We start from the raw sequence: 12,110 nt of genomic DNA, 5'->3' as shown, positions 1-12,110 counted from the left end.
ACCGAGGAGGGTGCTGTGGCTACCGGATCGGGCGCGCGTCCACTGCGCGCCGACGCAGTACGCAACCGGCGTTCGGTGACCGAAGCCGCCCGCGAGGCGTTCGCCCGTCATGGCGTGACCGCGTCGCTGGACGATGTCGCACGCGCGGCCGGAGTCGGCCCCGGCACCCTGTACCGGCACTTTCCGAGCAGGGACGACCTGATCCTGGCGGTGATCAACGAAGGCCTGGCCGACCTGCACCGGCTCGGCGTCGAACTGCTCGACGAGACGGACCCCCTGAAAGCGGTCAGCCGCTGGCTGGAGGCGTACATCGAGCAGTGCGGCATGTACGACGGCCTGGCCCAGGCCCTCGCTCGCACACCGGTTCACGAGAGCGACAACTGCCGGCTTTCCATCGATGCAGGCACGGAACTCATCCGCCGCGCCGCCGATGCCGGCGCACTCCGCGCGGACTCCGACGCCGACGACATACGGCATCTGGCCGCGGCCATAGCCTGGATCAGCGGGCAGCTGCCGCCCGAGCCGCACCGGCGGACCCGCCTGTTGCGGATGATGCTCGACGGGCTTCGCCCCCGCTGACGGAAGAACGTGGGCGCCTGGCCACCGGCCAACCGGGCACGAGGCCGTCAGGGCCTGTCCGGCGGTGCCCGTCCGCCGCGGAGGATGCCCCCGCTTGCCCCACGTTCAACTCCCTTGTGCGTCGGTACCGTTGACGCTCCCTCTCCCCCTCACTACCTTCCGAGAGCGCTCTCATGTTCGTTTCCACAGCCCCGGCCTTCGCTCGCACCGATGTCGTCCGTGAAGGAACGAGACCGGTCCCACGGCAAGACTCAGGGGCGTTGCCCTGACAGAGAGGCCCCATGACTCTCCTTCCGAGACCCCGAATCCTCAGACGGTCGGCCGCGACCCTCACCCTTGCGCTGCTGGCGGGCCTCGCCCCGCAGTCGGCGTCAGCCGCCGACTCCGCCGCGGCGGCGACCATCTGCAACGAGTACTGCGACGCCCGCGACCCCGCCCTCTCCCCCGGCGACCGGACTCCGGTCACGGCGGCCGTCCACGGGCGGTCGATCGCCCTCCACTTCGACGACACCGATGCGATGGGCTGGGCGTCCATCGGCAACGGCAACCCGGGCGACGAGGTCTGGCTCGACCGCTCCTTCGACGGCGGCCGCACCTGGAGCTCGGGCAGCAAGCTCGGCGACACCACCGTCCCGGCAGGCCAACGCGGCTGGCGCACGCTCATGTACAACGTGGACGACTGGAACAACCACGGCGTCGGCGCCCTGCGCGCCTGCGGCAGGGCCGGGGACCGCACCGAGATCGCGTGCACCCCGTGGGCCCGCACCACATGGAACGCCGGCAACCGGCGCACCGCGGCGGCCACCGGGCTGATGACCTTCTACAACTACGGAACCGGCTTGTTCGACACCACCGGCTGGTGGAACTCGGCCAACGCCCTCAACGCCGTCGTCGACAACATCCGGGTGACGGGCATGGGCAGTTACTCGTACGCGATCTCCCGCACGTACAACCTCAACCTGAACGCGAAGGACGGGCAGTTCCGCAACGAGTACATCGACGACACCGGCTGGTGGGGGCTCGCCTGGGTCGCCGCGTACGACCTGACGGGCGACCGCCGCTATCTGGACACCGCCCGCGCGGACGCCGACCACATGGCGGCGTACTGGGACGGCACCTGCGGCGGCGGAGTGTGGTGGAGCACGGCGAGGACGTACAAGAACGCCATCGCCAACTCCCTCTACATCCAGCTCAGCGCCGCCCTGCACAACCGCATTCCGGGCGACACGACGTACCTGAACCGGGCCCGGGCCGGCTGGTCCTGGTTCCAGGGCACCGGCATGATCAACGGCTCGAACCTGGTCAACGACGGAGTCGACCTGTCCACCTGCCGCAACAACGGCCAGCCCGTCTGGTCGTACAACCAGGGCGTCCTGCTCGGCGCCCTCACCGAGCTCAACAGGGCGACCGGCGACGGCCAACTCCTCACCCGCGCACGGCAGATCGCCGATGCCGCGACCACCACCTCCTCGCTCCACACCGCCGACGGCATCCTGCGCGACCCCTGCGAGGGGGGCGACTGCGGCGGCGACGGGCCGTCCTTCAAGGGCGCGCACGTGCGCGGTCTGGGCAAGCTCAACTCCGCGCTGCCGGACCATCCGTACACCACTTACCTGCAACGCCAGGCGGACCGTGCCCATACGAGCGACCGCAACGCCCTCGACCAGTACGGACTTCGCTGGTTCGGTCCGGTCGACAAGCTGGACGCGGCGCGGCAGCAGAGCGCCCTCGACCTGTTCAACGCGTCGCCATGAAGCGGGAGTTCATCGACCGCCCGACAACGTTGTCTGCCGTTGGTCTGGACAATTGGCCGGGTGAATGCTGTGGTGTTCGTGCAGCAAGTCATCCCGTGCTGAACAAGTTCCACCGTCCTGCGGGCGGCGTTCCTCCGTGCGTCACCGAGACCTTGGAGCGATCACCGTGCTGAGACCCCCCTCGACCTGGCGGCGCGTCACGACCGCCGCCACGGTGCTGGCACTCGCCCTCACCGGCCTCCTCACCTCCGGCACGGCCCCCGCCGACGCAGCCGCGGCGGCCTGGACCCCCAAACCCGCGCCGATGACGACGCCGTGGACCGACCAGGTCCCGGTCGACAACCCGCTGCCCGAGTATCCGCGACCGCAGCTCACCCGCCCCGACTGGGCCAATCTCAACGGCATCTGGGACTTCGCCGTCACATCCCGCGACGCCGGTCAGCCGGCGACGTTCGGCGAGCAGATCCGGGTGCCCTTCGCACCGGAGTCCGCGCTCTCGGGCATCCAGCGGAAGATCACCGAGAACGACAAGCTCTGGTACAAGCGCACCTTCACCGTCCCGTCCGGCTGGAACGGCCGCCGCGTCCAGCTCAACTTCGGCGCCTCCGACTGGGAGACCACGGTCTGGGTCAACGGGCAGCAGGCCGGGGCCGTCCATCGAGGGGGCTACGACTCCTTCTCGTACGACATCACACCGCTGCTGAACGGTGGCGGCACCAACACGATCGTCGTCTCCGCCTACGACGCCACGCAGACCGGCGGCCAGGCCGTCGGCAAGCAGCGCATTCAGGACGTCACCCCGCACGCCGGGCGCAGCATCTTCTACACCGCCACGTCCGGGATCTGGCAGACGGTCTGGCTGGAGCCGACCGCCGCCGCCCGCATCACCCGGCTCGACATGGTCCCGAACCTCCAGGACAACACCCTGCGGGTGACGGTGCGCGCCGCCGGGGCCGACGGCGCGAACGTCAAGGTCACCATTTCCGATGGCGGCACACAGGTCGGCACCGCCACTGGGTCGGTCGGACAGCAGTTCTCCGTGCCGGTGCCGAACGCCCGTCTGTGGACTCCGGAGGACCCGTTCCTGTACGACGTCACGGCCGAGCTCAGCGGCAGCGCGGGCGGCGACCGGGTCGGTTCGTACACGGGCATGCGGTCGATCGCGGTGCGGAACGTGAACGGTGTCCAACGCCCCGTGCTCAACGGGTCGTTCGTCTTCCAGAGCGGCACCCTGGACCAGGGCTACTGGCCGGACGGCCTCCACACCGCGCCCACCGACGCGGCGCTCAGGTACGACCTGCAGAAGCACAAGGACCTGGGCTTCAACATGGTCCGCAAGCACATCAAGGTCGAGCCGCAGCGGTGGTTCTACTGGGCGGACCGTCTGGGGCTGCTGGTGTGGCAGGACATGCCGGCCATGGACAGCGGAAAGAGCCCGTCCGCCGCGGCCCGCACCCAGTGGGAGACCGAGTACCGCGCGATCATCGACGAGCACCGCAGCTCACCCTCGCTGATCCTGTGGGTCAATCAGAACGAGGGCTGGGGCCAGTACGACCAGGCCCGCATCGCGGACATGGTCAAGTCGTACGACCCCACGCGGCTCGTCGACAACATGAGCGGCGTCAACTGCTGCGGCTCCCAGGACGGCGGCAACGGCGACGTGGTCGACAACCACAACTACGTCGGCCCGGGCAACACTCCGACGGAGCCGGTGCGCGCCTCCGTGCTGGGCGAGTACGGCGGCCTCGGCATCCGGGTCACCGGCCACGAGTGGTATCCGGGCGGCGGGTTCAGCTACGAGGACCAGCCGAGCCTGTCCGCCCTCAACGACCGGCTCGTCGGGCTGCTCGACGGCATCCGGGAGAACTCGATGCCCGCGGGCGGCCTGTCGGCGGCCGTCTACACGCAGATCACGGACGTCGAGAACGAGGCAAACGGCCTGCTGACCTACGACCGTCAGGTCGTCAAGGTCGACGAGGCCCGCGTCCGGGCAGCCAACCAGGCCCTCATCACGGCGTCCCGCACGGTCGGACCGACGGTGAAGCTGCCGGTGGAGCAGTACGTGTCGATCCAGGTGACCACGCCGGGCTACACCGACCGCTACCTCCGTCACAAGGACGGGCTCGGCTTCACCGAGGTGGTGAACTCCGGCAGCACCGCCCTGCTGAAGGAGGACGCCACCTGGAAGGTGAAGCCGGGTCTCGCCAACCGGCTCTGCTACTCCTTCGAGTCCCGCAACTATCCGGGCGAGTACCTGCGCCACCGCGAGTTCCGCGTCCGACGTGACACGAACGACAACTCCATGCTCTACAAGGAGGACGCGACCTGGTGCCCGGTGCAGGGCCCCGGTGGCGTCCGGCTGTCGGCGTCGGGCTTCCCCCGCCAGTACCTGCGGCACATCAACGCGGAACTGTGGCTCGCCCAGCAGGGCGGCACGCACACCTGGGACAACCCGGCGAGCTTCGTCCCGGACACCACCTGGGCGATCTCGGCACCCTGGGCTCCCTGAGCACGACCGCTCACGGACAGCAAGCGCTTCTCAGGGTGGCCGCCCTTCCCGGGCGGCCACCCCACCCTTCCGCGCACAGCCACCCACGGATTGGCGGTACGTCATGTCGGCGCGGCCCCACCCGGTCCTCGGCGGACCCCTGACCCTGTTCCTGGCGCTGCTACTGGCCCTGACCGGCCTCGTCGCCCTCCCCGCGCCAGCCGCCCATGCCGCGACACCGGTCTGTGCCCTGGCGTGCGACACCCTGGACCCCTCCAAGGCCCGGCAGGACACCTTCCCGGTGCCGAACAAGACCATCAACGGCCGAATAGTCCGGCTGCATGTCTCCGACCCGGACAACATGGCCTGGGCGAGCATCGACAACGGAACGACGGGCGAGTCGGTCTGGCTGGACCGGTCCTGGGACCGGGGCGCCACCTGGGAAGGCGTGCTCGGCAGGGCGAGCATCCCCGGCACCTGGACCGGCACCCGCACGCTGATGTACAACATCACCGACCCGGTCGGACACCGGCGCGGCTGGATCCGTGCCTGCGGTGACGCGGGTGGTGTCACCTGCACCGACTGGGCGTACCCGAAGGTGTGCGACGGCTCGTTCTGCGACGGCGCCGACCCGGCCACCGCTTCCGGTGACGACACCCCCGTACCGTCGACCACCCTCTTCGGTCGCACCATCAGCCTGCATGTCGACCAGCGCAACGGCATGGCCTGGGGCGTCGTCGGGGGCGGCGGCGCGGGCGACGAGATCTGGCTCGACCGCTCCTGGGACAGTGGTGCGAGCTGGCCCGAAGGCGCTTCCCTCGGCCGTACGAGCGTCCCGTCCGGGGCGACTTCGACCCGTACGGCCATGTTCGCCACCCGGGACCCACGGGGCCTGCTCTATGGCGGGGCCGTCCGCGCCTGCGGCCGAGAGGCCTCCCATCAGGAAGGCAGCTGCACCGCCTGGGCCAGGCCGGCACCGACCCGGGCCCGTGCGGGAGCGGACGCGCTGATGGCGTCGTACCAGACCAACGAGGGCTGGTGGCGCAGCAGTTGGTGGAACTCGGCCGTCGCCACCACGTCGATCATCGACTTCGCCGAGCGCACCGGACGCCACGACTACGACTGGGTGATCGCCCGTACCTTCGAGCAGAACCGCGGCGTCTTCCCCGCGGGCGTGCGCAGTTCGGACCCGATCGAGGGGCACTTCATCAGCCGTGCGATCGACGACGCGGGCTGGTGGGCCATCGCCTGGCTGACGGCGTACGACTACACGGGCGAGCGGCGCTACCTGGACGAGGCCGTGACGATCGCCAACTACGTGCACCAGTACTGGGATCCGGGCACCTGCGGCGGCGGTGTGTGGTGGGACCGGGAGCGCACGTACAAGAACGCCGTGACCAACGGGCAGTATCTGTGGCTGACCACCTCGCTGCACCAGCGGATCCCCGGTGACACCGTGTGGGGCTCACGGGCGACCACGGCCGCGAACTGGTATCTGGGCAGCGGGCTGATCAACTCCTCCGGTCTGGTCAACGACGGGCTGAACGCGAGCTGCGGCAACAACGGCCATACCGTGTGGAGTTACAACCAGGGCCTCGCCATCGGAGCCTTCACCCAGCTGTGGCGGTCCACCGGAACCAGCCGGTACCTGGACACGGCCGAGCGGCTGGCCGACGCCGCGATGTCGTCGCCGGCACTGACCCGCGGCGGCGTGCTGACCGAGTCCTGCGATGTCGGCACGGGTTCCTGCGACGACAACCAGAAGCAGTTCAAGGGCATCTTCATGCGGCACTTCGCCGACCTGGCGGACGCCACCGGGTCGGCAAACCACCGGGCCTACGTGACGAAGCAGGCCGACTCGATCTGGGCCACCGACCGGGACCCCCTCAACCGCCTGGGTCAGCGCTGGTCCGGCGCCGGCCCCAACCCGTCGGACTGGCGCACCCAGGCCAGCGCGTTGGAGGCACTGACGGCTGCGGAGGGTCTATAGGGGCCCGGACGATGAACTCCTTTTCGCAGAAGGGATGTTCAGGCGGTCCAGGTCCAGTCGGCGACCTCGGGCAGGTCCGTGCCGTGTTCGCGGATCCAGGCGTGGTGGCGGGTGCGGGCATCCGCCATCCGCTGGCGTACCGCGGCGGCGCGGACGCCGAGGCCCGGGACGCGGTCGATGACGTCCATGACCAGGCGGTAGCGGTCCAGGTCGTTGCGGACGACCATGTCGAACGGGGTCGTGGTGGTGCCCATCTCCTTGTAGCCGCGGACATGGAGGTTGGCGTGGCCGGTGCGGCGGTAGGCGAGGCGGTGGATCAGCCAGGGATAGCCGTGGTAGGCGAAGATCACCGGCTTGTCGGTGGTGAACAGGCCGTCGTACTCGAACTCGCCCATCCCGTGCGGGTGTTCCGCGCGTGGCAGCAGCCGGGCCATGTCGACGACGTTGACGACCCGGACCGCGAGTTCGGGCAGATGGCGCCGGAGCAGGTCGGAGGCGGCCAGGATCTCCTGGGTGGGGACGTCTCCCGCGCAGGCGAGGACCACGTCGGGCTCGCGGTCTCCGTTTGCGGAGCCCGCCCACTCCCAGATGCCCGCTCCCCGTGCGCAGTGGACGCGGGCCTGGTCCATGGAGAGCCAGTCGAAGCAGGGCTGCTTGCCCGCGACGATGACGTTCACATAGTCGCGGCTGCGCAGGGCGTGATCGGCCACGGAGAGCAGGGTGTTGGCGTCCGGCGGCAGATAGACCCGTACGACCTCGGGGCTCTTGTTGAGGACGTGGTCGACGAAGCCGGGGTCCTGGTGCGAGAAGCCGTTGTGGTCCTGGCGCCAGACATGCGATGTCAGAAGGTAGTTGAAGGAGGCGATCGGGGCCCGCCACGGCAACTCCCTCGATGTCTTGAGCCACTTGATGTGCTGGTTGACCATCGAGTCGACGATGTGCACGAACGCCTCGTAGCAGGAGAACAGGCCGTGCCGTCCGGTGAGGAGATAGCCCTCCAGCCAGCCCTGGCAGAGGTGTTCGGAGAGGATCTCCATGACCCTGCCGTGCCGGTCCAGGTGTTCGTCGACCTGGAGCAGCTGTGCCTGCCAGGCCTTGCCGCTGGCGTTGAAGACGGCGTCCAGCCGGTTGGAGGCGGTCTCGTCGGGGCCGACGAGCCGGAAGTCGCGGCGGCTCGACGTGTCGTTCATGATCTGTTCGAGGAGGTCGCCGAGGACCCGGGTGGGCTCGTGCGAGGTGACGCCCGGCTTGTCGACGTGGACGGCGAAACGGTCGAGCGAGGGGACCGGCAGGTCGCGTACGAGCAGGCCGCCGTTGGCGTGCGGGGTGGCGCCCAGGCGGCGGGTTCCCGCGGGGATGCAGGCGAGGACGTCCGCGGTGGGCCGGCCGTCGGCGTCGAAGAGCTCCTCGGGCCGGTACGAGCGCAGCCACGTCTCCAACTGCCGCAGGTGGTCGGGGTTTTCGCGTACGCCTGCCAGCGGGACCTGGTGCGCACGCCATGTTCCCGCGACGGGCTCCCCGTCGACCTCGCCGGGTCCGGTCCAGCCCTTCGGGGTGCGCAGCACGATCATGGGCCAGCGGATCCGTTCCGACACGCCGTCCTCACGAGCCGTGCTCTGCATCAGCGCGATGCGGTCGAGGGCGTGGTCGAAGGCGCCGGCCATGGCGCGGTGGATCTCGCGCGGGTCGTCACTGGTGACATGGATCGGCTCGTGTCCGTATCCCCGCAGCAGGTCGTCGAGCTCGTCCTCGGGAATCCGGGACAGCACGGTCGGGTTGGCGATCTTGTAGCCGTTGAGGTGCAGGATCGGCAGGACCGCGCCGTCGTGCACCGGGTCGAGGAACTTGTTGGAGTGCCAGGAGGCGGCCAGGGGCCCGGTCTCCGCCTCGCCGTCACCGATCACGCAGGCGACCAGCAGATCGGGGTTGTCGAAGGCGGCCCCGTACGCGTGCGCGAGCGAGTAGCCCAGTTCGCCGCCCTCGTGGATCGAGCCCGGTGTCTCGGGGGCCACATGGCTGGGCACGCCGCCGGGGAACGAGAACTGCCGGAAGAGCCGGTCCATGCCCGCCGCGTCGCGCGACACGTCCGGGTAGGTCTCGCTGTAGCTGCCCTCCAGCCAGGAGTTCGCGAGGACGGCGGGACCCCCGTGACCGGGACCCCAGACACACAGGGCGTCGAGCCCGCGGGCCTTGATCACCCGGTTGAGGTGCGTGTGCACGAGGTTGAGGCCGGGCGAGGTCCCCCAGTGGCCCAGCAGCCGGGGCTTGATGTGCGCGGGTGCCAGGGGCTCGGTGAGCAGCGGATTGGCCAGCAGGTAGATCTGGCCCACGGCAAGGTAGTTGGCGGCCCGCCAGTGGGCGTCCAGGGTGCGCAGTTCCTCGTCGGTCAGTACGGTGCTGTCCTGGTGTTCGACGTTGGTCATGGTGACTCCGTGGGTGTCATCGAAGGACGTCATCGAGCGGAGGAGGCGGCATGGCCGGCAAGAAGACGGCGAAGGTGCCGCGCGCGGCGTACGAGCAGGAGCTGCTCCGTCTGCAGACGGAGCTGGTGAAGCTCCAGGAGTGGGTGCGGGCCGAGGGCACCCGGCTCGTGGTGGTCTTCGAGGGACGGGACGCGGCGGGCAAGGGCGGCACGATCAAACGCGTCTCGGAGCACCTCAACCCGCGCGTCGCGCGGACCGTGGCACTGCCCAAGCCGACCGAGCGCGAGCGCACCCAGTGGTACTTCCAGCGGTACGTCGAGCATCTGCCCGCGGCCGGGGAGATCGTGCTTCTCGACCGCAGCTGGTACAACCGCGCCGGTGTCGAGCATGTCATGGGTTTCTGCACCAAGGAGGAGTACCAGCTCTTCCTCCGTCAATGCCCGATCTTCGAGCGGATGCTGGTGGAGGAAGGGATCCTGCTGCGCAAGTACTGGTTCTCGGTGAGCGACACGGAGCAGCAGAAGCGGTTCCGGCAGCGGCTGAAGGATCCGACGCGGCGCTGGAAGCTCTCTCCGATGGACCTGGAGTCGATCACCCGTTGGGAGGCGTACTCCCGGGCGAAGGACGAGATGCTGGTGCACACGGACATCTCGGAGGCGCCGTGGTTCGTCGTGGAGAGCGACGACAAGCGCCGGGCCCGGCTGAACATGATCGCCCATCTGCTCGGCTCCGTGCCGTACCACGAGGTGCCGCCGCCGGTGCTTGAGCTGCCGCCCCGGCCGCCCTCGACCGGCTACCGGCGCCCGCCCCGCGATCTGCAGACATACGTCCCCGATCACGCGGCGAGCCTCTGAGCCGGCCGCGGCGCAGCGGGTCCGGAGCCGTCGAAACCGACGACCGGGGGAAGCTCCACCGTCCTCACCTTCCTTCACCGGGGTCGTAGACGATCCTTGCCGTGATCCGGCCGCACGGCACCTCGTCGGTGCGCTCTCGGTGCACTCGTTGACGCGTTCAGCCGGAGGACATCGGCCAGGCCGGCGTCTCGCGGCCGTCCGCCACTCGGTGGATCCTGAGGTCACGCGGCAGAAGGAGACTCATGGCAGGGAGCGCGGGCGGGCAGGTTCCGGGGCGCGGGCATCCGGCACCGGGGCCCGGCACTCTCCTCGGCGGCCTCGCGCCCGGACTCGGCACGCTCCTCGGCTACCGGCGCTCGTGGCTGAAGGGCGACCTGCTGGCCGGGGTGACCGTGGCCGCGTACCTCGTCCCGCAGGTCATGGCGTACGCGGGCGTGGCGGGTCTGCCGCCGGTCGCCGGACTGTGGGCGATCCTGCCCGCGCTCGCGCTGTACGCCGTGTTCGGCTCCTCTCGCCTGCTGTCGGTCGGCCCGGAGTCGACGACCGCGCTGATGACGGCGACCGTGGTCGCCCCGCTGGCCGCCGGAGACCCGGACCGTTACGCGGCGCTGGCGGCCGGTCTCGCGGTCACGGTGGGACTGTTGTGCGTGGTGGCGTGGGCGGTGCGGCTGGGGTTCCTCGCGGACCTGCTCTCCCGGCCCGTCCTGATCGGCTACCTCGCCGGCGTGGCACTGATCATGATCGTGGACCAGCTGCCCAAGCTCACCGGCGTGGACACGACGGGTTCCGCCTTCTTCGCCCAACTCTGGTCCTTCGTACGGCACCTGACGCAGGTCCATGGGGCGACACTGCTGTTCGGCGCCGTCACGCTCGCGTTCCTCTTCGCGGTGGCGCGGTTCCTCCGGACGGTCCCCGGCCCGCTGCTGGCGGTGGTGCTCGGCACGGCGGCCGTGGCCGTGTTCGACCTCGACGACCGGTACGGCATCAAGGTGATCGGCGAGGTTCCGTCGGGGCTGCCCGGCCTCGCCGTGCCCGACCTGACGGAACTGGCGCACCTGGTCCTGCCGGCCCTCGGGGTCCTCCTGGTCGGCTACACGGACTTCATCCTCACCGCGCGTGCCTTCACCGTCGACTCCTCCGACGACTCCTCCGGCGACAAGGGCCCCGGCCTCGACCCCAACCAGGAGTTCCTGGCCCTCGGCGCGGCCAACCTGGGTGCGAGCGCGCTGCACGGTTTCCCGGTGAGCAGCAGCGCCAGCCGGACCGCGCTCGCCGCCTCGGCGGGCGCCCGCAGCCAGGCGTACGCGCTGGTCGCGGGTGGGGTGGTCCTCGCAGTGCTGCTTTTCCTGAGCCCGCTGCTGACCCGCATGCCGTCGGCCGTGCTGGGCGCGCTCGTCGTGTACGCGGCCGTCCGCATGATCGACCTGGCGGGCTTCCGCCGGCTGAGGTCCTTCCGCCGCAGGGAACTCCTGCTGGCCCTCGGCTGTCTGGCCGGGGTGCTGGCCCTGGACATCCTGTACGGCGTGATCGTCGCCGTCGGCCTTTCGGTCGCGGAGCTGCTGGTCCGCGTGGCCCGTCCGCACGATGCCGTCGAGGGAGTGGTCCCCGGTGTGGCCGGCATGCACGACATCGACGACTACCCGCAGGCCCGCACCATCCCCGGCCTGCTGGTCTACCGCTACGACTCGCCCCTGTTCTTCGCAAACGCCGAGGACTTCCGGCGCCGGGCCCTGGCCGCCGTCGACGAACAGGGGGACCCGGTCCGCTGGTTCGTCCTCAACACCGAGGCCAACGTCGAGGTCGACATCACCGCTCTGGACGCCGTCGACGCCCTCCGCCTCGAACTGGCCCGGCGCGACATCGTGTTCGCCCTCGCCCGGGTCAAGCAGGACCTGATGGACGAGCTGGACGCGTACGGCCTGACGGAGTCGGTCGGCACCGGTCTGATCTTCCCGACGCTGCCGACCGCTGTCGCGGCGTACCGGGAGTGGGGTGGCGCCAGGGGCGACGCTCAGTAGGCCC

General features: G+C 70.0%; 7 protein-coding genes. 6 read left to right on the top strand and 1 reads right to left on the bottom strand.

The window, feature by feature from the left end:
* The first annotated feature begins 15 nt into the window (after positions 1-15).
* From ACFWXQ_RS19205 to ACFWXQ_RS19190, 4 genes are all read left to right on the top strand, one after another.
* The gene (locus ACFWXQ_RS19205; RefSeq protein ID WP_383944579.1) at positions 16-579 is read left to right on the top strand and encodes a TetR/AcrR family transcriptional regulator; all 564 of its coding nucleotides are present in this window, start codon (positions 16-18) and stop codon (positions 577-579) included.
* A gap of 281 nt (positions 580-860) precedes the next feature.
* Entirely contained in the window at positions 861-2,333 is a 1,473-nt protein-coding gene (locus ACFWXQ_RS19200; protein WP_383944582.1) for a glycoside hydrolase family 76 protein, read from the top strand.
* Positions 2,334-2,550: 217 nt separating this feature from the next.
* Positions 2,551-4,842: an AbfB domain-containing protein gene (locus ACFWXQ_RS19195; protein WP_383944653.1), complete on the top strand. Its 2,292-nt coding sequence runs from the start codon at positions 2,551-2,553 to the stop codon at positions 4,840-4,842.
* 103 nt (positions 4,843-4,945) lie between these two features.
* Positions 4,946-6,811 (top strand): glycoside hydrolase family 76 protein, encoded by a 1,866-nt coding sequence (locus ACFWXQ_RS19190; protein WP_383944585.1) that lies wholly within the window; start codon positions 4,946-4,948, stop codon positions 6,809-6,811.
* A 38-nt stretch (positions 6,812-6,849) separates the two neighbouring features.
* On the opposite strand, the gene ACFWXQ_RS19185 is transcribed toward ACFWXQ_RS19190, so the two are convergent.
* On the bottom strand, positions 6,850-9,234 hold the full coding sequence (locus tag ACFWXQ_RS19185) for a phosphoketolase (RefSeq protein ID WP_383944588.1): 2,385 nt from the start codon (positions 9,232-9,234) through the stop codon (positions 6,850-6,852).
* A gap of 50 nt (positions 9,235-9,284) precedes the next feature.
* Between ACFWXQ_RS19185 and ppk2 the strand changes: the two genes are divergently transcribed.
* Positions 9,285-10,088 carry a polyphosphate kinase 2 gene (gene ppk2 / locus ACFWXQ_RS19180; RefSeq protein WP_383944591.1) on the top strand — a complete coding sequence of 268 codons (804 nt, stop codon included), beginning with the start codon at positions 9,285-9,287 and terminating at the stop codon, positions 10,086-10,088.
* Between the two features lie 242 nt (positions 10,089-10,330).
* Entirely contained in the window at positions 10,331-12,106 is a 1,776-nt protein-coding gene (locus tag ACFWXQ_RS19175) for a SulP family inorganic anion transporter (protein ID WP_386268649.1), read from the top strand.
* Positions 12,107-12,110 lie beyond the last annotated feature (4 nt).

Origin of the sequence: Streptomyces sp. NPDC058697, assembly GCF_042715345.1 — a bacterium.
Classification (GTDB): Bacteria; Actinomycetota; Actinomycetes; order Streptomycetales; family Streptomycetaceae; genus Streptomyces; species Streptomyces liliifuscus.
The sequence above is the reverse complement of the archived record's forward strand: the minus strand, read 5'-3'. Positions and strand labels throughout refer to the sequence as shown.